This window comes from Microcoleus sp. F10-B2 (assembly GCF_036704965.1).
Lineage (GTDB): Bacteria > Cyanobacteriota > Cyanobacteriia > Cyanobacteriales > Microcoleaceae > Microcoleus.
In genome coordinates this window covers 1-20,199 of the sequence record NZ_JAUBTB010000020.1, presented here as the reverse complement: position 1 = coordinate 20,199, position 20,199 = coordinate 1, and the positions used below count along the sequence as shown (strand labels likewise).

Genomic DNA, 20,199 nt, shown 5'->3' with positions numbered 1-20,199 from the left:
TTAATCCGCTTAACTGCGAATCGTCGGAAGCATCTCGATTTGGTAACAACGGTTTTTTCTAGGAGTGCGAGAAAACAAAAATGAGAGGCTGTCGCAAGGGGCGCTCGCACCTGCGAACAATTGCTCAAAAAAACTGTACAATAACAAAAGTTAAAATTTCACGCAAACAGAGCTACTCATTTAAAAAACATGACAGTCAAAGTAGGAGACACCGCACCAGATTTTACCTTACCATCTCAAACTGGCACATCAGTCAGCCTCAAAGATTTTCGAGGTCAAAAAAATGTCATCGTCTACTTTTACCCCAAAGACGACACACCCGGATGCACGACTCAAGCTTGCGCTTTTCGAGATAGCTACGAAGTCTTCAAAGACGCAGGTGCAGAAGTCATAGGAATTAGCGAAGATTCGCAACAATCGCACCAGCAATTTGCCTCCAAATATCAGCTACCATTTACACTGCTGAGCGATACTGGCAACAAAGTGCGGCAATTGTACGGCGTTCCAGCTACCCTGTGGATTATGCCCGGTAGAGTAACTTATGTCATTGACAAAGAAGGCGTTGTCAAGCATATTTTTGACTCGATGTTAGACTTCAAAGCACACGTTGCAGAAGCACTCAAAACTTTAGAAACCATCAAAAGTTAGATGGCGCGCGGGTGGTCAGAAACCGGTTTTTTTTACGAAAATGATTTGTTGTATCTAGCAGATTAGCTAAAAAAGCCGGTTTCTTCGATATTGGCGCGGAAGTCGCAATCTATTGTTTACATGGTTGGATAAATCGCCCTTTTTTAGCTCAAGTCTATTGAAGAATATTGGACTCAGACTGGGATGCTTGATTGACAGGAGAAAATATTATACTAATTATGAAAAATATTGATACATAGAAATTAGAGGTTCTCATCCGTAGGGAAACGGCATTGCCGTGCCCGGCCAGGAGTGTCGCGTTGTTCAATCGATTGGGCTAATCTTAAGCCGGAGTTTACCATTCGCATCAATTTCTATATCTACATGATGCCTTCCGCTTGATGTCACAACAGCAACAGTTCCAACTATGGCTCCGATACCACCGCCAACTGCTGCTCCAACAGGGCCACCAACTATAAATCCAAGAATAGCACCTGCACCTGCACCAGCAAAAATATAGAGGGCAGAGTAGTTAAGCGCAGTAACTCCAGCAGAATAAGGGATGAATGCGCCTGTAGATATATTTACCCACTCTCCCGATTTGTTCTTGTGTAACTCAAAAATGGTTTTTAACTTCTCTGGAAGGTCTGAATATCGCTCGTAGTCTGTAATAACTTCAACTTGCTCACTTTGCTCCAAGGCTGTCTTTAGCTCACGATAAAACATTTCTGTATCTGAGAAAACTAACTTCCGCATACATTCCATTCAATTAGTTTGACCTCCATTCTACACCCCAGACAGTGCAAGGAGCCTAGAGGGAAATCGGCGACACCCGCGACAAAAAATTAAGGAAGGGCCGATCGACAGTTTTGGCAAGCTGCTGTATGTTAATTATCAGATAGATTTGCCCCATCGCTCCCTGAACGAATTCAGGCTGTGGGTGCAAAGATATATGGATAGCCCCCAAGTGCTTTCCCCGCCGAGTTTGGTAGAAAAACACCGACAAGCAGCGAAAGATTTAGTCGCGAGATACAGCTAGCTGGTAAAGACAGATTTTACCACTTGTTCGTAGTGAACACCTCAGTCCTGATTCTCTAAAAAACCAAGAAAGGACTAAAGTCCTTACTAAAAACTCGTGGTTCGTAGTAAGGACTTTAGTCCTTTTTTGCTAACGACTTGCAGCCATTAACAATTAGCAGTCAGCAATTATCTAGCTTTTCCCAACACTCGATTTTTCAGGTGCAGCGCTTTCGGCAGTTTTGCCATTTTTGCTATTACCGTTACCGTTGCTGTGGCGGGGTTGGATGACTCCATAGCCGCCGTGACTCTTGCGTTCGTAGAGCACGTTAATTTCGCCTGTTTCCGCATTACGGAACATATAGAAATCGTGATCGATAATCTGCAATTGTTCCAAAGCTTCTTGCACAGTCATTGGAGGCATTGCAAAATACTTAGTCCGCACTACCTCAGCAGGAAGTTCGGGAGTTCGATCGCCAATCAGATCTGCTACTACAGGATGTTCCTCAACTGCCGTAACTGTTTTAACACTACTCTGAGTCTTGTTGTCGTGGCGTTTTTCCTTAAATTTCCGCAGTTGACGAGCTATCTTATCGGCAACCAAATCGATGCTGGCATAAAGGCTTTCCGTGCTTTCCTCAGCCCGAATAACGCTGCCGTTAGCATAAATTGTCACCTCAGCAGTCTGCTTAGGATTGATCCTGGGGTTACGAGCCACCGATAGATGTATGTCCACTTCTGTAGTCAAAGTTTGAAAATGGCTAACTGCCTTTTCAACCTTTTGATTGACGTACTCGCGAATCGCATCGGTGATTTCTATATTTTTACCCTGGATAACAAGCTTCATAGAGCTCCCTCCCTTCTGTAACTTGGGTATAGTTTATACAATAGCACTATGTATTCTGGAAAACACTTATCTTCCAAATCTTTTATTATATGTTGACAATTCTTGATTTAAGCTGGGCCAATATTCCGTAAAAATACTATTGATTTTTTGCATGGTTTCTCCTCCAGTTCCTCAACAGCTAAATGCACAACCCTGCTTGCTCCTCGATTGGGGACAAGTGCCCTACTCCCAAGCTTGGGAAATCCAGCACAAACTCGTGCAAGAGCGCCGGGAAAACCCTGATTTGCCAGATGTGCTGATTTTGGTGGAACATCCGCCGGTGTACACTTTGGGACAGGGCGCGAAGTTGGAATTTCTGAAATTTGACAGCGAAACTCAGCCGGAATTGCACCGAGTTGAACGGGGCGGCGAGGTGACTTACCACTGTCCGGGCCAATTGGTGGGGTATCCGATTTTAAATTTGCGGCGCCACCAGCCTGATTTGCACTGGTATTTGCGACAGTTGGAGGAAGTGCTGCTGGGGGTGCTGGAAGTTTGCGGGTTGAAGGGTTCGCGGATTCCCGGTATGACTGGGGTTTGGGTGGATGGGTTCAAGGTAGGTGCGATCGGCATTAAAGTCAGCCGCTGGATTACGATGCACGGTTTTGCTTTAAATGTTTGTCCGGATCTTGCAGGTTTTGGGCAAATTGTACCTTGCGGAATTCCCGATCGACCTGTTGGCAGTTTAGAACAGTTTATTCCGGGAATTGAGGTCGATCGAGTGCGATCGATCCTTGTCGCTGAGTTTGCTCGCGTTTTTGGAGTGGAAATTGTGCGATCGAATGTGTAGGGCGCGTCGCTGTCAACCTTACACATTCGATCGCAGTCGGTGTTTAAGTGCGATCGGAATTGTCTTCCTCATACACCATTAAATCTCCCGGTTGGCAGTTTAGTGCTTTGCACAAAGCATCAAGAGTTGTTTCATCAATTCTTGTAAGCCGGCGGCGGGTTTTGATTTTAGAAACAGATGTTGGGTGCATCCCAACTCTAGCCGCCAATTCTTTATTGCTGATATTGCGATCGGCCATCACAACTGCCAATTTCCAACGGATCACTGCGGGTGCTCAACTACTAGCCAGGACTTTGCAAGGTGATGTTAGCATCCTGCAACCTTCACTAACACTTGTTTTGCCGTATCGGCAATATTTTTTGTCGGATCGCTTGACTTGCAGCAGCCAATGAACTATGCTGAGGATGTACAAACGGAAAAGCGATCGCCCCTTTGCCTCGAAAACTCAAGGGCGATCGCTATCCGACTATTTGTGTAGTTAAAACTTATGATATCACAGCCAAAGTCAGTTCCCGATCTCCTGCGCGAAGAAATTCCCGGTGCGCCCATCGGAAAGCAACCGATCCGATTGTTGATTTGCGGGATTCCCAAAGGAGTAGAAAGCCTCATCAATTTGCTGCACGTTTTGGGTTTTGCAGAAGTTGGTGAATGGAGTCCGCCTTTACCGTCCCCTCTAGCAGGTGAAGTAATGCGGATTTTGACCCGTTACTGGAAAGAATAATCTTTAAGGGCGATCGCCCTTTATTTAGCAAAGTGCGATCGCTCTTAAATTATCAAAAATATCAGGCTTAATTCTCCACCCAATCACTTAAAAACTCCCGAATAAGGATGCTAAATATCGAATCGAATTAACGCGGCGGTGTTTGCGAGACTTGGAGGTATAATGCGCGATCGCGGGCTTCTCTAACCTTAGAGAGAAGCAAGACCGATGCAGAAATACGTCCTAAGAGTTTTGCGATCGCCCCTAGCATCAGGTATGATTCTTGTTAATTATTGCGCTCCGCTCTGGAGAAAAAATTTATGGCAGATATGTCCGGTCAAGACCCCTCGGAAATTAAAATGGCGACGGTTGATGAAGAACAAAAAGGGGCAACGTTTAGCGGTACGGTCATCCTTGCTATCGATTCCGAGGAGGGTGGGGAAGTCCTTTTCTTCAGAGACTTTTTGATTGAAGATTATAAAGGCGAACTCACCGCTTATCTGGCAACAGATGGCAATATAACGAAAAGCATTGATTTAGGCGCACTTAAGCATAAGAGCGACAGCTTTAAGCTGCCAATTCCGCTGGGGACGGATACATCACCCTACAATACAGTCGTGCTGCGCGACGAGAAAAGCAAGAAAAAAGTTGTGACAATCGAGCTGTAAAATTTGCAATTTAGCTCGTAGTTGGGCCAAATTGGATCGCCCTTTTTTTCCTGAAGTACGCGCGTGCGAAGCTATCCCGTAGGGAATCGCCCTTAAATTAAGGTGCGTCACTTTCGATCGAACTGCGAAGTTTTGCGATCGCTCGTAAAGTGACGCACCCTAATTTTTAAAATGGAATCGGATCGTAATCGGGATTTTCCGGTTCGTTAGACGAACCCGACTGGCGATCGGACTCAGAATTTGAAGATTGATGCGAGTTCCAATCGGAACTAGACGTGCGGTTAGCGCCGCCTGGAGCGCTGTTAGAACTGCGGTTCCGCGAGCCTAAAGGCACTACATTGCTCGGCACATTAGCCGGCGCGCTGTCGCGAATTTGAGCCGGTTCCGGGGCGGTTCTAGTTGCGGGAGCCGCACTCATGGCATCGGCACCGACACTGTAAATCCTTTGAGCTGTCAGTTCAGCACGCTTTTCTTTAATCCCGTCTCTTTCGATCGTATTCATGCTCAGCCGTCCCTCAATAATCACGCGATCGCCCTCGCGATATTTCTCGTGAATTTCTTGAGCAAAATTTCCCCATCCTATCACTTTCAAATGTTCTGGCGGATCTTCTGGTTTTGGGCCGGGAAACTGCACCAGCATCTCAGCGATTTGAAGTTGATTGTCAGGAGTATAACGGAGTTGCGGTTGTTGAATTATTTCCGCCATCAAAATGCAGCTATTCATCTGTTATCTGTGCGTAATTGGGAATTGGATGTTGAAGGAAGAAGGAAGAAGGAAGAAGGAAGAAGGAAGAAGGAAGAAGGAAGAAGGAAGAAGGAAGAAGGAAGAAATAGCTATCCGTGTACCGATGACTTGTGGGTCTTGCTTTGGGGAATTGCCAATTGCCAATTGGTAATTGGTAATTACTGATTTTTCTGCGTCCGATCGCTATTAGTTGTCACCGATGACGGATTACACGTTACCAAATTTATCTTGGAGAACCGCCGCCTCGGCTTGAGTGACAAAATCGTGAACGAGGGCGCGGTACTCCTTCAAAGTTTCAGATACCCAATCTCGATCCTCGCTGTTGGCGAAGATATGAACGGTCGGTTCACTAGCATCGGGCAAAACTAATACCCAATTGTCGTCGCTGTAGTTAAAAATCTTCACTCCATCTACTAATTCTAAACGATCGGGCGAATGAGTTTCTACTAAATGTCGCATCAGCGAACCCTTGATAGTCCAAGGACAGCGAACGCTGTAACTGCGGTGGGTGACGCGGGGAAGTTCGGCCTTGATCTGTCCGAGCGATCGCTCCTGAATCGTCATCATTTCTATCACTTTAGCAATGCAGAACATTCCATCAAATCCGGGATGCAATTGCGGGAAAATAAAACCCATAAGGCCGCTGCCGCCCAAAACCACATTCGGGTTCCTGTTAGCTGCTTCCATCAAAGCAGTTGGGTTCGCCTTCGTGCGGATTACCTTGCTTTGATAGCGGCGGGCGATCGCCTCCACCGCAGAAGACGCATTCACCGGCACTACTACTGTACCTTTGGGATGAGAAGTCAACATCAAATTTACCATCAACGCCGTCAGCATTTCCCCGCGAATCGCTATCCCCGACTCATCTACCAAAATGAGCTGTTCGCCGTTAGCCGACACCTGCACTCCAAAATTAGCGCTGAGTGCTTTCACCACCCGGCCGAGTTGGTCGAGCAAATATTCCCGTTCCCCGTTGCTTAGAGAAGTCTGCTTGAGACTGGCATTGAGCACCACTGCATCGCAGCCGAACTTGGCGAGCATTTGCGGCAGAATTGCTCCAGAAACCGCGTAAACGTAATCGATTACTACCTTAGAATTGCTGTAGCGTATTGCCTCAACATTCATCTGCCGCTCAAAAATACGGTTGTAAACCTCGAGAGCTTGGTTAAAGTACGTCATCTCTCCAATTTCGGGAATTAGAGCCCGCCGCAAATCTTCCTTAAAATAAGCGCCCTCGATTTTTTTCTCAACAGCTTTAGTAATATTGATGCCTTTGATATCGAAGAATTCAATTAAAATGTGGTCGGAGCGATCGGGCGAAATGCGAACGTGAATGCCGCCAGCAATCGACAGCGTAGACGAAACCGTGCGCGCGATCGGAATTGCCGTCGATTCCAAATTGAGCACATTAATTCCCACCGACATCAAGCCCGCAATCAAAGACCTCGAAACCATCCGCGAAATGCTCCGCTGGTCGCGAGAAACCGATACTGAAGTCCCAGGTTTCAAAGTCGAGCCGTAAGCCGCGCCCAATTTCACTGCAAATTCTGGGGTAATATCCACATTTGCCAGTCCTTGAACGCCACGCTGACCGAACAAATTCCGCTTAGCTTGTTCTCCCCAAATTAAATTTTGATTTAACAGAGCGCCGGATTCAATATTTTTGCTCGGCCAGACGCGGACGCTAGGGCCGACTTGCGCTTCTTCTCCCACGATGGACATCGAACCGACGACAGCACCTTCGAGGACGTGAGCGCGCCTGTCTACGCGGGTGCTCCGGCAAATCACGCAGGCCCTGAGGTGAGCGTCTTCGCCGACAATTGCTCCGTTCCAGACGATGGGACGTTTGAGGTTGGCGTCGGCCCCGACAGTCACGTTATCTCCGATCACCGTACCGGCATCGATTTTCACTCGGGCTCCAATCCGGCAATTGTTGCCGATCATGGCCGGTACTTCGACGATCGCGCTATCGTCAATAAAAGTATTCTGACCTACCCAAAGTCCCGATCGAACTTGGTTGTAGTAGTTCAAATCCAGTTTCACCTTTCCCCGCAGCGCGTCGTACTGAGCTTCCCGGTAAACATCTAGCTGGCCGACATCGCACCAGTAACCCTCGGCGATATAGCCGTACATCGGCTCGTTTTTTTCCAGCAGCAGCGGAAACAAGTCTTTCGAGAAGTCGCACTCCTGATTTGCCGGCAGGTAATCCAAGACTTCCGGTTCTAAAATGTAGGTGCCGGTATTGACGGTATCGGAGAAAATTTCGCTGCTAGAAGGCTTTTCGAGAAAGCGGCTGATGCGGTAATTTTCATCAGCAATCACCACTCCGAATTCCATCGGGTTGGGAACGCGAGTTAAAATTAACGTGGCTTTGGATTGCTTGCTGCGGTGAAATTTCAGAGCTTCCGTCAAGTCGAAGTCTGTGATGCTGTCGCCGCTGATGACCAGAAAAGTTCCATCGAGCAGTTCAGCAATATTTTTCACGCAACCAGCCGTACCCAGCGGTTGGTCTTCCTCCACAGCGTAAGTCATTTGAACGCCAAACTCTGCCCCGTCAGTAAAATATTCCCGCATGAGATCCGGAAGGTAGTGCAGCGTCGCAATAATTTCCGTAATCTGATGCCTTTTTAGCAAATTAATAATGTGTTCTGCGATCGGGCGATTCAGAATCGGCACCATCGGTTTGGGCAAATCGCACGTCAGGGGTCTGAGCCTCGTTCCCGATCCCCCAGCCATCAGCACTGCACGCATAAAATCCTCCTTGCTTAGAAAGCTCTCTACCGCTATTGTCCGCTAGAAAAAGTTTGCCTGCTGTAATTCGTCGGCCACCAGCAATCAGTTCTTACTTAAATATCTTTGAGTAGTGACACGTCTGGTAAATCCCGTTCGGCCAGGCGGTCCCCCAACAGCAACCGATTTCAACCGCATTAGAACTTGTCGCATCGCACCAATCCCCCGGTCGAACTCGGATTTGTAGGGGATTTTGGGTAATACCAGTTAAAAAAAGAATGCAACTGTAGGCCCGTGCTCGAAACCCTTCTCTCATCAGTCATTCCCAATTCTTTAATTCTTCAATTCTTCAATCGTATAACTCCTCAGAATCCTCGACTTTTGGCAGAAGTCCCTTCTTGCTTGCTCGGTGAAAGCTATTTCGGGGGTGTTATTTTTAAGTTTGTCGCCAGCGGGGATTTTGCAGTCTCTTTCTGAAGGTGGAATTAATACGGCTATGGGTGCGCCAAGCCGTCTGATAAATGATAGATTAAGAGTAGCGCTTTGACTAGCTGACCCAAAATCCTATCCATTGCTTAGGGGTTTTTTTAATGAGTACGTTAATTAGCTTGGCATTGCTGATCGCTTACGGTGGCGGTATTTGGAAATTTTGGAATGGTTTCGATCGCACTAACTTCGATCGAAGTTTTGCAAATCGCCTGAAGCTCTCGCTGCTCTGGCCCGCGTTAATTTTTAATAAGCCTTACCGCCAAAACTTTACAAAAGCTCTCAAAGCTTCTAAAAGGTAATTCAAGAATGTCTAAAAAGTCCGATCGCCCAGTAGCGGGTCAGGAGCAGACTTGGTTTGCTAAAGGAAAATCAGATAGCTGGCAAGTTTTACTGTCGCAAGTCGCTTCTCGGTTCGATCGCGAATACCGAGGAGAAGCTTTCGCTTTACCCGAAGAAGTCGAAGCAATGCCGATTTTCCTGGAATCAGTCGCAGGAACTCTCCAAGAAAAAACAGTTTCTCCCTTCTGGAAAATTGCCAAACCTCAAAAAAATCAGCGCTGTTTAGACATTGGCTGCGGAGTCAGCTTTCTCATCTACCCTTGGCGGGATTGGGAAGCATATTTTTACGGTCAAGAAATCAGCAGCGCAGCGCGAGACGCCTTAAACGCTCGCGGCCCTCAGCTCAATTCTAAGCTGTTCAAAGGCGTAGAATGGGCCCCCGCTCACCAGTTAAATTACGAAGAGGCTCTGTTCGATTTATGCCTCGCTACAGGCTTTAGCTGTTACTATCCCATAGACTATTGGAGTATTGTCATGGGAGAAGTAAAGCGGGTATTAAAACCGGGCGGTCATTTTGTTTTTGATGTCCTCAACCCGAATGCTCCTCTAGCAGAAGATTGGGCAATTTTGGAAACTTATCGAGCCGGGGAAGTTTTTTTAGAGACAATAGAAGATTGGGAAAAAATGATTAAAGCTGCGGGCGCTAAGATAGTAAAAAAGCAAAGCGGCGACTTATTCCAAATGTATAAAGTTCAATACAATTGAGAGGCTAAGGGGAATAGGTAATTAGCTTTGCAGTCAAAACTTCAATCGTCAAAAGTCCGGGTCGGGCGGACGAAAAACAACTTCATTCTTAGTGGAGAAAGTAGGGTGCCTCAGCAAGTAGAAATTAGTTTTACAAGCAACAAATATTCAACCTGACGCACCCTACTAACTACTAACTCACAATAGTGAAGCAAACAGATCGGACATTATATCAAATCCGGTTGCATCGGAATGATTAAACCGCGAAGGACGCGAAGCAAGAGAAAGAAGAAGGTGCTGTTCTTCCTTCGCGCTATGAGCGTCTTCGCGGTTCATTTAATCTTACGACCTAAGAGAACTCGATCTAATACAAGTCTGAATCAAACAAAATTGATATTACCCATTCGCATAAGCTGTCGCGCATCTAAATTGCACATTCAAGCCGGGCGGGACGCCCAACTCTACTCCCCACAAGAGTTGGATGGTTTTTTGACAGAGAATTTAAATGCCGCAGCAGCTTACCCGATTGCCAATTACCGATGCCCAATTAATTTTCGGTAGCTGCAGGAGATGGCGCTGCTTCCGGCGATGGTGAGGGCGACACTTCGGCGGCCGGAGATGGCGCAGCTTCCGGCGACGGTGAGGGCGACACTTCGGTAGCCGGAGATGGCGACACTTCGGCAGCCGGAGATGGTGCTGCTTCGGGCTGCGGAGACACTTCGGCGGCCGGAGATGGCGCAGCTTCGGGCGAAGGCGACACTTCCAGGGCCGGAGATGGCGCAACTTCGGGCTGCGGGGATTCTTGGGCGGGTTGCGGTTGAGGAGAAGGGGACTGTTCCGCGGCTGGTTTCGGTTCAGGCGAGGGCGACGTTTGAGTCGCGGGCTTGGGTGCGGGCGGCGACGGTTTGGCCCCTGGCTGCGGTTTGGTGGAGGGGGCCGGCGGCTTCTCAAACTGCGGTTTCACTTCAGCAGGCGCTGGGGAGGGGGGCTGGCCTGTTGGTCTGGGCGCTGTGGGGGCGGGCGCTGGCTGCGGCTGGCCTGGTGGGTTGGGCCTGGTTGGGGTGGCAGGAATGCCACTACAAAGTTTTTCGTCGTACTTAAACTCGACAGCCAGTTGGTAAAGCTTGTGCGTGCTGGCTGCTTCAAATGTTAGAGAAGGGCTAATAATCGCAATTTTAGCCGCATTATCGAGAATACTGTAACCCGTGGGGACGATCGGCTGTGGCTCGGCCTTGAGCAAGCCTTGAGGGCTGACAACTGCTCCAAAAACTGCTGTTCCTTGGAGTTTTTGCGAACAAGCTGCTACGGGATAAGGGACATTCACAGGAGTCGGGCCCGTCGTTTCCAAGTCAGGATAAGCCTTTTTGAATTTCTCAAACAAAGCAACATAGGTATTTGCAGCCGCAAGCTGTGTCTCTCTGTCGCCTGGTAAGCTTGCACCCGGTTGGCCGGACTGTCCTAGCTGTCGCTGTGCCTCTTCAAATTGTTGCCTCTTGATTCTTTCTTCAGGAGTTTCTGCGATGAGATTCCTTTTATTGGGATCTTTTTGAGTCAATTTTGGTACTCCATCGGGTCCGACATTCCTGCCGGCAATTGGGAATTCCGGGGTAAAGACTGGAGCTCCGTCTGGAAATAGTGGGAGTCCGCCTCTACTGGCTATGATCTTTTTGAGTGTCTCTGCCTCATCTTCCGATTGGCTGCCGGGAAGCTGGGGCACTTCTGTCAGCGATGGCGGCGGTGGGATATTGCGATCGAAATTACCAGGTAACGGTGGGAAAAGCAAACCGCTCGGAGGTACGGGTGGGATGATAGTGGGTGTTGTTGGCTGGGAGGGGGTTCTGACTGTTGGGGATGATGGAGTTTTGGGAGGTGGCGGGGATGTTGGGGCCGTGAAGGGCGGGAGAGGGGAATAAGGCAGAGGGGAAAAGAATCCAGGAGGGGGCATTCCCGGCGGGAGGGCGGGCAAGTTGATGGTATCAGGTGCGGGGGGCAAGGGCGGGGCTAACTTTGGCGCGGGTCGAAGGGGAACTGGTGCGATCGAAAACGGCTTATTTGACGCGCGCGGTGGTATGGTTTGTGGCAGGCGGCCGGCTTCTGCAGGAGTTAGTTCTACTAAGCCGACAGAACCGGGGATATTTTTTGAGGAATTTCCACCATAAATTATGTTTGAGAGCGTCGGGGCACTTACTCCGAGCACTCCGTGAAGGCTGACAGAAGCTAGGGCTGCCCACCAATAAGGCTGGCGCAGCGGTTCGGAAAGGGTGTTTGCTAGGGAGGAAGAGTCAGTCATTTAAATTTTAGATTTTAGATTTTAGATTTTAGATTTTAGATTGGGGGATTGGGAGATTGTTAGATTTTAGATTGGGGGATTGGGGGATTGGGGGATTGAGTGATTGGGGGATTGGTAATTTATATTGTTGTGGTTGTGATTGAGTGTGAATTCGTTTTAATGAGGAGAGGTTGGGAATTTAAAGGTATAAGTTTAGCACGATCGGCCTCGAAGTTGCCCATCGACTTTTATGGAGATTTCGCGACCCTCACATCAAGCATTCAAGCCTAGAAATCCGGTTTCTTGCCTGGTTCCACGCTGGTATAGCAACCGCCGGAAATCGGGTTAGGACGTTCTTAATTGCTGAAACCATTGTTTTTCTTGGCTGATGACTTTGACCGAATCCTATAGGCGGTTTCTCAAGTATTGTTGAGAATGGTCAGCGGGCGTCAGGCGGGCCGGACTGGGGCGAGCTAAAAAACAGACTGCACCGCTGCTATACCGTCTTTTTCCGGGATCTGGATCCCAACTAATTCATTAAACACGATCGATCCGTTCGATCGACCCCTGTTTCCAATTCGGTTACACAACCGGATTCATCCGTGGAAGTAATTATTCAATCCAAAATCCAAAATCCCAAATCCAAAATCGATGGATTCACCAGCGATAGCGGTAATTTTTAAAAGGAGCCCCCTCAATGGTGAGCAAGTCGATGGGATAAATTGGAGCACCGCTGGCCATATATTGAAACATTTCTCGAACTTCCTCTCCCCGCAACGACAACTGGTCTAATTCCTTGAGAGAATACCAGCCCGCACACAAAGTATGCTCATCCGGCTTACTCTTAGGGGGCGTCTTATCTTGCGGACGAGCCACAAAAATGACTCGGAGGCGCACATTGCCTCTAGGCATCACTGTGTGCTCTACCCTGAGAATTCCCTCAACGATGATGGAAATGCCCGCTTCCTCGACGGTATTACGCATAGCAGCTTCGAGCAAAGTCTCCCCTTTTTCCACTCGCCCTGCTGGGAGATACCACTGCTGCTCGTACTTGCGCTCTTGTACCAGTAGAAAACGGTCTTCTAAGTGAACGACAACTAGGGTAAAATACCATGTTTGAATCGGCTCGCGAGCCATAGAAGTAGATATTCCCTAAGCAAAAGGTTAAACGAGCGGCAGATGTTAGCAATCCAAAGGATGCTTCGGCAAGTGTCTTTGAACTTGAAAAACAGATCGTAGCACTCCGGCCGCAAAATCTAAAATCTAAAATCTAAAATCTAAAATTGACAATGCCATTACCAACCGTGATTTTACCAGGATATTTTGCTGCTGCTTCCGACTATCGGGAATTAGAAAAGTCTCTGGTCGATCGAGGTTTCCCCACAGTAACAGTGCCTCTGGGCAAGGGAGATTGGTTGCCGACTTTTGGTGGGCGGTCGATGGTGCCAATTTTGCGACAGCTCGATCGCACGGTCAAACAAATGTTACAGCAATACGGCGTTCCCCAGATCAATCTCGTCGGTCATTCCGCCGGCGGCTGGATTTCTCGCATCTATTTGGGCGAAAAGCCTTACACGATTCACGGCGACGTGCTTGAGGACGCGGGTTTGTGGGAAGCTCACCCTTATGTGAAGACTTTAATCACTTTAGGCACGCCGCACGTCTCTCAAGAGCGCTGGACGCGCAAAAATCTAGATTTTGTCAAAATTCACTATCCGGGGGCTTTTCACCCGCAGGTGCGCTACGTGTGCGCTGCTGGGAAGGCTGTTTTTGGCAAGCGCGGTTTAGGAACTTGGCTGGCTTATAAAAGTTATGAGTTGACTGTGGGGAAGGGTGAAACTTGGGGGGATGGAATTACGCCGGTGGAAGCTGCTGTTTTGGACGGGGCCGAAAATTTGGTCTTGGAGGGGGTTTGGCATTCGCCTCGTTCTCCGGGGAAGTGGTACGGTTCGCCGGAGGTTTTGCCGGCTTGGATTGAGTATTTGCGTTAGAAACGAACCGCGAAGACGCGAAGGACGCGAAGGAAGAAGTAGAAGGTTTAAGGGAAGGATTTAGTTAGATATTTATATTAGGAGCGAGTTTAGTGCGGCAAAACTCGCCCCCGCGATGCTATGTTTGCTTGAATTTTTAGGGCTAACTGAATAGATTGAAAAAATATTTTCTGTGGCATTATCGGTAAGATTCAGAAGTCACGGCGAACAACACAATCAAATTATATGTTGGCTGGGTGGAATTGGGCGCAAATGCTACTGTGCGCTTGGACGCTAATAACGAATTTCAGCCGGATGCTTTGTGGAGAATTGATGCCGGAGGTCGATCGCAAATTAGGGATGATGATTATGTGCGATCGCACTCTGTACAATCATCGCAGTGTTTGGTATTTGGTGCGAAGTGCGATCAATCTTTTGTTTAACTCAAGCATCGCTTTCCGTCTAATCCTCGCATTATCATACTAAAAATAGAATAAGATTGTGAACGGTCAACAAATGGCACAAATTACCACGACTGAATTACCCCAAACCCTCCAGACTCTACTTATAAAGGTCGAACGTACTAAAACCCCCCTCACCATCATCCATGAAGGGAAACCATTAGTGATTATCTATCCTGCCACTACCCAAACCCCACGCCCCGCGTTTGGCACAATGAAAGGAAGCGGTGAAATATTAGGAGATTTAATTGCTCCTGTCGCCGAACTGTGGGAAGTTTTAGAATGAAACTTTTACTAGATACCCACATTTAGCTAGCGATCGCACTAAACTGTTGCTTGAACAAGCATATCCTCTACCTACCTAATTTGCTTCCAATCAATTACTGCAACCCAAAGACTTTCCTCTTGGGAATATTGCACCATACCATCGACTTCTAACTCTTCGTCATACAATGCTAGCAATTGACCATCTTCCAACTTAATATTTTGGCGACTCAAATCTTCAATCGTACCAACGCAATTTAGGCGAAGGCGACCTTGTTCATCCGCATTATGAAAATCTGCAAAGATTCTGGGATATTTCATATTTTTACTTTACTCAGGATGATTGTTGTGATGGATTAGGAATCGTTGGTGTCAGCAGCAGACTTGCTTGTTCTGGTGTTAAGCCAGTTAATGTTGCATGATTTGGACTTCGGCCAGAAGTACGGATGACATCTCCATCGGACGATCGAACCTCACCCACTGTCGTCACACCAACTTGTCCATGAGGGATTGTCACTGCTAACTCTGCTACAGATAATCCTACTCCACATTCTACAGAAATTCCCGTGATGCCGCTGGGGTGAGTTGCCGTACTCCGTTTAATATCTTCGCTTGCGATTGCGACCGCCACGAACTACTAAGGCCTCGTTTGGAATTCTTTCCACAAGTGTAGGCTGTTTGATTTAAGTACGCGCTATACTTTAGCAGAAATCTTTGTCCATAGGGCGATCGATCTTTTGTTTAACTCAAGCATCGCTATCCGTACAATCATCGGATTGTTTGGTATTTGGTGTGAGGGGCGATCGCACCACTGAAGGGATTTACACAACACTCAGCAATTCATCAAGACAGATTTTGAGATATACTTGTACACAAAGATAGGAGGTAAATTTTCCACTTTGAGTTTAGAGCCGAGTAGTTTAGATGAGATTCGAGAAGAGATCGCTAAAATTGCCAGCCTGTATGGAGTTTTTCAATGTGTTGAATGCAGTCAAGCTATCAAAGAGTTCTTGACAGTCAAAAATGTACATGGTAAGCATATTAAACTGGATTTAGAAAGGCAAGACCTACCTTGGTCAGTGATTTATGATTTACGACGACAGCAGCAAATTGCTACTAATGGCTACCATCAAGGGATATCAGTTACAATCGACGAACAGGAAATTGTTTTTGATAATATAGATTGTACTGGCGTCACTCGGCAGGAATGGCTGCAAAATTTAACATCTCCTACTCTGGAACTGGGTATGGGAAGTTTTAAAATTATAGAAGAGGAATTTTGAAGGGCAAAGATTACAATTATTTTAAAAATATTGAGGTGAAAAAATGCACGATTTATATACCCTGATTGATAAAATTAAGAAAGCTCCTTCAATGTACTTGGGACGACATTCAATTATTTGTCTTCAGGCTTTTTTATCTGGTTACAGCGTTGCTAAATATGAGTTGGGAGAACAGCCAACGCAACAAGATAGAGATTTTATGCAGTTTCCTGAGTGGATACGCAAAAAATTTAATGTGCAAACTAGCCAATCTTGGGCTAACGTCATTCTGTTTTATTCTGAGGATGAAAGCAAAGCACTCGATCGGTTTTTTGAGCTGTTAGATGAGTTTATCGATGGTCCTTATTCTGCTGATACTTTAGGCGAAGGGGGATTAGATATAGAGGAAAAAGTGGAAGTTTTCAGAAGTTGATAGAAAGGGCGATCGATCTTTATGTGTTATGGGGCGATCGCTAAACACCAAAGTCACACTAAATGCCGATGAAGGTTGGGTTTTGTCCTTCAACCCAACCTACAAGCTTATGGGCGATCGCTCTTTCATTTTAGGCGACCGGTCATCAGGGCTGAGATTCTGCGTTATTTTTCTGAGATTCTCCTTTGCTTTTCTGAGATTCTCCTTTGTTTTCCTTTGTTTCTAAGTTAGTCACTTTTGTTTCTAAGTTAGTCACCTTTGTTTCTAAGTTCGTTACCTTTGTTTCTAAGTTCGTTACCTTTGTTTCTAAATCACTAACTTGTCCTCCGTCACATCTTGTCATTAAAAATATGACTATAACAAAAGCTAAGGCATAAATTAAGGATTTGCGTATAGGGGTTCTAGTTGCACGTCCATAAGACTTGATAACTCGATAGTCTATGCCATCTTCAATATCGCTATATTTCGGTTTCTCTTCAGACATATTTAACTCCTTGGTTTTAAGAGACGGACGATTAACGGACTCAACTCATCCCTACTTCTTGCACTGACTGTAAAAACCCAAGAATCATTGTGGGAAAAATCTTCTATCCCTAATGTAGTGCAAGCCTCATTAATGTTTTGCGTCATCCGAGAGAAAAGATGTTTAGCATACTCTCTGAAATCACTAAAATTGGTTGTTAAATATCCGTCATTAATCAATTTTTCAATTAAGTCTTTTTTGTTAATCACAAAGATAACAGTTTTCAAGTTCTGGCTGTGTAAGCTGCTAAAGAGTAGTTGTAAGGATGCTTGATTGATATATTGATCGTGTTCGTAAACCCTTTCTTTGATTTTATCTAACATATTTGCGTTTTTAAGCCATTCAAGTAGAGATTCATCATTAAGGGGGTTGCCATGTTCGTCACTTATTCTAGGGACAAGATCTACAATGAATATAATGGCATTAAGTACGCGATTGCCTTCAGGACCAAAAAAGCCTGCCGGAGCGTGAGTTATTACCTGGCTCGGTTGTTGCCCTTTGTAATCCGCTACTTCCACGTCAGTATACTGACCCAACTGTAACTCTTTTCTATGTAGCTGAACTCGGAAACGACGATATTCAAAGTATAGAGTTGATCTTCTCTGTGGATCTGCTGGATCTATAAGTGTAAAAGCGGTTTCTATAAAGGTAGTTTTACCACTGCCAGGTCGACCAAAAATTAAAATCCTATAAATTGATTTGTCGATGTATGCGCTGGTAAATAAGTCATCAATCGAAACCTCCAATTTTTTTCTGATAGGCTCAAATAACAACGCTCCAACTGGACTCAATATGAAAAGTGTCACAGCTACAGCAGCTTCCTGATTTAAAGATTTAGAAGAAAATATCCACAAGATGAGGTTAACTGCACCAATTAAGTAAATACTGACAATACTCAAGCAAAAACCGACAACCGAATCCCTATTATTCATGTTTTTTTAAACCTTTATTACGCGGGGTTTCCTCTATCTAAGATAGAAAACTGCAAGGGTTTAATCCCTAAATTAACTATTTACTACTTCTCTTCTAGTTCTGAGAAATCCGAAGTATTTTAATAAAAAAATGTTCAATTTTGCCGATACTTTCATTCTACTGAATCTATTTTTGTCCAAAAATGTACTAAAAAGCCGGAAATGTGAGCTATAATACACAAAATTCTGGTGTCTACCTAAACCGATGAACCTAAAAGAAGCGTTAAAACTCGCCGATCGCATAGTCTTCGATAAAACGGGTCAACACCTTGATGATTTACAAGAGGCGGTACTGCGGGGCACTCTAGAACGCGAGACATACAAGCACATAGCAAAAGATTTTGACTGTTCAGAAAGTAGTGCTAGGAATGCGGGTTCGGAATTATGGCGGATTCTTTCAGAAGAATTAGGGGAAGATGTCAATAAAAAGAATTTTTGCTCGGCAATGGAGAGGTTGCAAATCTCCATTGTTTCGCATTTTGCACAAGACTGTGTGCAAATAAGTTGCGTTAATTATTGTGGAGAAGCTAGACACCCGCCAAATCTCCCAAACTCGCACCCACCAAATCAGGAAACATCTAAGTCACAACAAACTAAAACTTCGCATCAAGATTTAAGCGAAATGCCGGAGTTGGGTGATTTCTACGATCGCACTCCCGAACTCCACACCCTCACCACATGGATTCTACAACAACACAGTCGCCTCATAACCCTCACCGGCATCAGCGGCATCGGCAAAACCACCGTAGCAGTCCAACTCGTACAAAAAATCAAAAACGAGTTTGAGTACGCAGTTTGGTACACACTAGACGAATTCCCCACCCTAGAAAAATTTCAATCTAACCTAATACAGTTTTTTTCCCAGTCAGAAAAACAAGATTCCTCCCCAACAAACCAGAAACCATTACCGCTGATTAAGTATTTACAAAATCATCGCTGTCTAATAGTCTTAGATGACGTTCACAACCTTTTATGTAGCGGCGAATTGGCAGGAAAATATAAACCAGAATCCGAAGAATATCGCACTTTATTCAAACAAATAGAAAAATTATCCCATCAAAGCTGCTTGATGTTAATCGGTTGGGAACAACCGAGAGAAGTGACTCAAGCTAAAAGCCAAAATACTTCTATTCGTACCTTACAACTCAAAGGTTTAGACATCGCCGCCGGACGAGAAATACTCCGAGATTATGGGTTAGAAGAAAGCGACAACAGTGAAACACTCATTCATCGCTACCAAGGCAACCCCCTATGGTTAAAAAGCGTGGCGAATCTGATTCAAGACTTGGGAGGCGGCGTTACAGAGTTATTACCAAATGATACCATATTGTTGCCGGAAGATTTGAAAGATGTTTTACAGCAGCAGTTCGATCGCCTATCCGAACTAGAAAAACAAGTAATCTCCTTATTAGCGAAAGAAAGCCAGCCAATCAACCGGGCAAAATTGCTAGAAAATGACAGAATTCCGGCTTCAGATTTACCAAATGCGCTGCAATCTCTATCGCGGCGCTGCTTGATTGAACAACAAGCAAATTTTTACACGATTTCACCTGTACTGAGGCAATATGCGATCGCCCATACAGTGTAATTTATACAACCATTGCTGGCATTCTGGCGCTTCACCCAAATTACTAGAAGTGGCAATGGGCGATCGGTAAATGGGGCGATCGGTTCGATAGAATGATCGGTAGTCGCAATTCCATTGTTTGTCATGACGCTGAAAGAATTAGAGCCTCAACTCCTGGCACTCTCTGACGACGAAAAAGCTCAAGTCGTTCAACTCCTCACTCAAGGCAAAATCACTCCTTGGCGCGGTATTGAAAAAACGCCTGATGTCTGTGGCGGGAGTGCTTGCATTGCTGGAACTCGCATCACCGTTTGGGGACTTGTAGAAGCTCGTCGTATTGGCTATAGCGAAGCAGACTTACTCACAAGCTATCGATTGCTATCTGCTACTGATATTGCTAACGCTTGGGCTTATGCTGAAGCTTTCTCCGATGAAATTGAAACAGAAATTCGGGAAAACGATGAAGTGATGGACGAGGATTTGTAGCCGATGGCACGTCTCTATGCCGATGAGCAATACCCCTATCCTGTTGTAAGCTGATACGCAGCTAGATTGTATAATATAAATATAAAATAAGCGCTCATTAGTTAGAATGTATGCCAGCCAAAAACCATCTATCTCAAAATCAAAAACAGAGACTCGTTAAACTACTAAAAGAGTCTGAGGATAATTACGTGAGGGAAAAAGTTCTAATTTTGTTGCTAGTAAATGACGGAAAAACATATCGAGAAATTAGTGAATTTATGGAGATTGCTTACACAACAGTAGCTTATTGGTCAGTGCATGGCGACCCAGATAATTTGG

Annotated in this window: 25 protein-coding genes and 1 pseudogene; 15 read left to right on the top strand and 11 right to left on the bottom strand. The window is 45.9% G+C overall.

Translation table 11 applies throughout. From position 1 onward, the window contains the following. Nucleotides 1-189 precede the first annotated feature (189 nt). Complete coding sequence (locus QUA99_RS10315; RefSeq protein ID WP_333235955.1) at nucleotides 190-648, top strand: peroxiredoxin; 459 nt, start codon at nucleotides 190-192, stop codon at nucleotides 646-648. Nucleotides 649-951: 303 nt separating this feature from the next. On the opposite strand, the gene QUA99_RS10310 is transcribed toward QUA99_RS10315, so the two are convergent. Further along, on the bottom strand, nucleotides 952-1,383 hold the full coding sequence (locus QUA99_RS10310; RefSeq protein ID WP_333235956.1) for a hypothetical protein: 432 nt from the start codon (nucleotides 1,381-1,383) through the stop codon (nucleotides 952-954). A gap of 454 nt (nucleotides 1,384-1,837) precedes the next feature. Next, nucleotides 1,838-2,491 (bottom strand): ribosome hibernation-promoting factor, HPF/YfiA family, encoded by a 654-nt coding sequence (hpf, locus tag QUA99_RS10305; protein WP_333235957.1) that lies wholly within the window; start codon nucleotides 2,489-2,491, stop codon nucleotides 1,838-1,840. Nucleotides 2,492-2,642: 151 nt separating this feature from the next. Between hpf and lipB the strand changes: the two genes are divergently transcribed. Next, nucleotides 2,643-3,320: a lipoyl(octanoyl) transferase LipB gene (lipB, locus tag QUA99_RS10300; protein WP_333235958.1), complete on the top strand. Its 678-nt coding sequence runs from the start codon at nucleotides 2,643-2,645 to the stop codon at nucleotides 3,318-3,320. A gap of 43 nt (nucleotides 3,321-3,363) precedes the next feature. Here lipB and QUA99_RS10295 read toward each other — a convergent pair whose 3' ends face one another. Further along, entirely contained in the window at nucleotides 3,364-3,585 is a 222-nt protein-coding gene (locus QUA99_RS10295; RefSeq protein WP_333235959.1) for a helix-turn-helix transcriptional regulator, read from the bottom strand. Between the two features lie 222 nt (nucleotides 3,586-3,807). Between QUA99_RS10295 and QUA99_RS10290 the strand changes: the two genes are divergently transcribed. Both QUA99_RS10290 and QUA99_RS10285 read left to right on the top strand, forming a co-directional pair. Beyond that, complete coding sequence (locus QUA99_RS10290) at nucleotides 3,808-4,041, top strand: hypothetical protein (RefSeq protein WP_333235960.1); 234 nt, start codon at nucleotides 3,808-3,810, stop codon at nucleotides 4,039-4,041. A gap of 299 nt (nucleotides 4,042-4,340) precedes the next feature. Beyond that, on the top strand, nucleotides 4,341-4,688 hold the full coding sequence (locus QUA99_RS10285) for a hypothetical protein (protein ID WP_333235961.1): 348 nt from the start codon (nucleotides 4,341-4,343) through the stop codon (nucleotides 4,686-4,688). A 166-nt stretch (nucleotides 4,689-4,854) separates the two neighbouring features. Here the strand turns inward: QUA99_RS10285 and QUA99_RS10280 are convergent, their stop codons facing one another. Continuing rightward, the gene (locus QUA99_RS10280) at nucleotides 4,855-5,412 is read right to left on the bottom strand and encodes a single-stranded DNA-binding protein (protein ID WP_333235963.1); all 558 of its coding nucleotides are present in this window, start codon (nucleotides 5,410-5,412) and stop codon (nucleotides 4,855-4,857) included. A gap of 9 nt (nucleotides 5,413-5,421) precedes the next feature. On the opposite strand from QUA99_RS10280, the gene QUA99_RS10275 reads away from it, so the two are divergent. Next, entirely contained in the window at nucleotides 5,422-5,598 is a 177-nt protein-coding gene (locus QUA99_RS10275; protein ID WP_333235964.1) for a hypothetical protein, read from the top strand. Nucleotides 5,599-5,640: 42 nt separating this feature from the next. Here QUA99_RS10275 and QUA99_RS10270 read toward each other — a convergent pair whose 3' ends face one another. After that, nucleotides 5,641-8,184, bottom strand: coding sequence for a mannose-1-phosphate guanyltransferase (locus tag QUA99_RS10270; RefSeq protein ID WP_333235965.1), 2,544 nt, complete (start codon nucleotides 8,182-8,184; stop codon nucleotides 5,641-5,643). 569 nt (nucleotides 8,185-8,753) lie between these two features. Here QUA99_RS10270 and QUA99_RS10265 point away from each other — a divergent pair. Together QUA99_RS10265 and QUA99_RS10260 are read left to right on the top strand one after the other, a co-directional pair. Further along, entirely contained in the window at nucleotides 8,754-8,951 is a 198-nt protein-coding gene (locus QUA99_RS10265) for a hypothetical protein (RefSeq protein ID WP_333030091.1), read from the top strand. 7 nt (nucleotides 8,952-8,958) lie between these two features. Continuing rightward, nucleotides 8,959-9,696 carry a class I SAM-dependent methyltransferase gene (locus QUA99_RS10260; protein ID WP_333235966.1) on the top strand — a complete coding sequence of 246 codons (738 nt, stop codon included), beginning with the start codon at nucleotides 8,959-8,961 and terminating at the stop codon, nucleotides 9,694-9,696. Nucleotides 9,697-10,222: 526 nt separating this feature from the next. On the opposite strand, the gene QUA99_RS10255 is transcribed toward QUA99_RS10260, so the two are convergent. Both QUA99_RS10255 and QUA99_RS10250 read right to left on the bottom strand, forming a co-directional pair. After that, nucleotides 10,223-11,965, bottom strand: coding sequence for a hypothetical protein (locus QUA99_RS10255; RefSeq protein ID WP_333235967.1), 1,743 nt, complete (start codon nucleotides 11,963-11,965; stop codon nucleotides 10,223-10,225). A 636-nt stretch (nucleotides 11,966-12,601) separates the two neighbouring features. Beyond that, entirely contained in the window at nucleotides 12,602-13,081 is a 480-nt protein-coding gene (locus QUA99_RS10250) for an NUDIX domain-containing protein (RefSeq protein ID WP_333235968.1), read from the bottom strand. A 152-nt stretch (nucleotides 13,082-13,233) separates the two neighbouring features. Between QUA99_RS10250 and QUA99_RS10245 the strand changes: the two genes are divergently transcribed. From QUA99_RS10245 to QUA99_RS10235, 3 genes are all read left to right on the top strand, one after another. Further along, on the top strand, nucleotides 13,234-13,935 hold the full coding sequence (locus QUA99_RS10245; RefSeq protein WP_333235969.1) for an alpha/beta fold hydrolase: 702 nt from the start codon (nucleotides 13,234-13,236) through the stop codon (nucleotides 13,933-13,935). A gap of 236 nt (nucleotides 13,936-14,171) precedes the next feature. Then, complete coding sequence (locus tag QUA99_RS10240; protein ID WP_333235970.1) at nucleotides 14,172-14,357, top strand: hypothetical protein; 186 nt, start codon at nucleotides 14,172-14,174, stop codon at nucleotides 14,355-14,357. 58 nt (nucleotides 14,358-14,415) lie between these two features. Further along, a complete protein-coding gene (locus tag QUA99_RS10235; protein ID WP_333235971.1) occupies nucleotides 14,416-14,661 on the top strand; it encodes a type II toxin-antitoxin system Phd/YefM family antitoxin in 246 nt (81 codons plus the stop codon). A 71-nt stretch (nucleotides 14,662-14,732) separates the two neighbouring features. Here QUA99_RS10235 and QUA99_RS10230 read toward each other — a convergent pair whose 3' ends face one another. Then, on the bottom strand, nucleotides 14,733-14,960 hold the full coding sequence (locus QUA99_RS10230) for a hypothetical protein (RefSeq protein ID WP_333235972.1): 228 nt from the start codon (nucleotides 14,958-14,960) through the stop codon (nucleotides 14,733-14,735). Nucleotides 14,961-14,973: 13 nt separating this feature from the next. Beyond that, a complete protein-coding gene (locus QUA99_RS10225; RefSeq protein WP_333235973.1) occupies nucleotides 14,974-15,270 on the bottom strand; it encodes a flavoredoxin in 297 nt (98 codons plus the stop codon). 268 nt (nucleotides 15,271-15,538) lie between these two features. Between QUA99_RS10225 and QUA99_RS10220 the strand changes: the two genes are divergently transcribed. Continuing rightward, nucleotides 15,539-15,922 (top strand): papain fold toxin domain-containing protein, encoded by a 384-nt coding sequence (locus QUA99_RS10220; RefSeq protein ID WP_333235974.1) that lies wholly within the window; start codon nucleotides 15,539-15,541, stop codon nucleotides 15,920-15,922. 43 nt (nucleotides 15,923-15,965) lie between these two features. Further along, on the top strand, nucleotides 15,966-16,334 hold the full coding sequence (locus QUA99_RS10215) for a hypothetical protein (RefSeq protein WP_333235975.1): 369 nt from the start codon (nucleotides 15,966-15,968) through the stop codon (nucleotides 16,332-16,334). Between the two features lie 145 nt (nucleotides 16,335-16,479). Here QUA99_RS10215 and QUA99_RS10210 read toward each other — a convergent pair whose 3' ends face one another. Further along, a complete protein-coding gene (locus QUA99_RS10210; RefSeq protein WP_333235976.1) occupies nucleotides 16,480-16,818 on the bottom strand; it encodes a hypothetical protein in 339 nt (112 codons plus the stop codon). Nucleotides 16,819-16,820: 2 nt separating this feature from the next. Then, nucleotides 16,821-17,789 (bottom strand): hypothetical protein, encoded by a 969-nt coding sequence (locus tag QUA99_RS10205; RefSeq protein ID WP_333235977.1) that lies wholly within the window; start codon nucleotides 17,787-17,789, stop codon nucleotides 16,821-16,823. 244 nt (nucleotides 17,790-18,033) lie between these two features. On the opposite strand from QUA99_RS10205, the gene QUA99_RS10200 reads away from it, so the two are divergent. The 3 genes and pseudogenes from QUA99_RS10200 to QUA99_RS10190 all read left to right on the top strand — a co-directional run. Further along, nucleotides 18,034-19,416: an NB-ARC domain-containing protein gene (locus tag QUA99_RS10200; protein ID WP_333235978.1), complete on the top strand. Its 1,383-nt coding sequence runs from the start codon at nucleotides 18,034-18,036 to the stop codon at nucleotides 19,414-19,416. A gap of 123 nt (nucleotides 19,417-19,539) precedes the next feature. Then, a complete protein-coding gene (locus QUA99_RS10195) occupies nucleotides 19,540-19,881 on the top strand; it encodes a DUF433 domain-containing protein (RefSeq protein WP_242722218.1) in 342 nt (113 codons plus the stop codon). A gap of 110 nt (nucleotides 19,882-19,991) precedes the next feature. Continuing rightward, nucleotides 19,992-20,199 (top strand): annotated as a pseudogene (locus tag QUA99_RS10190) (IS630 family transposase); the annotation flags it as partial.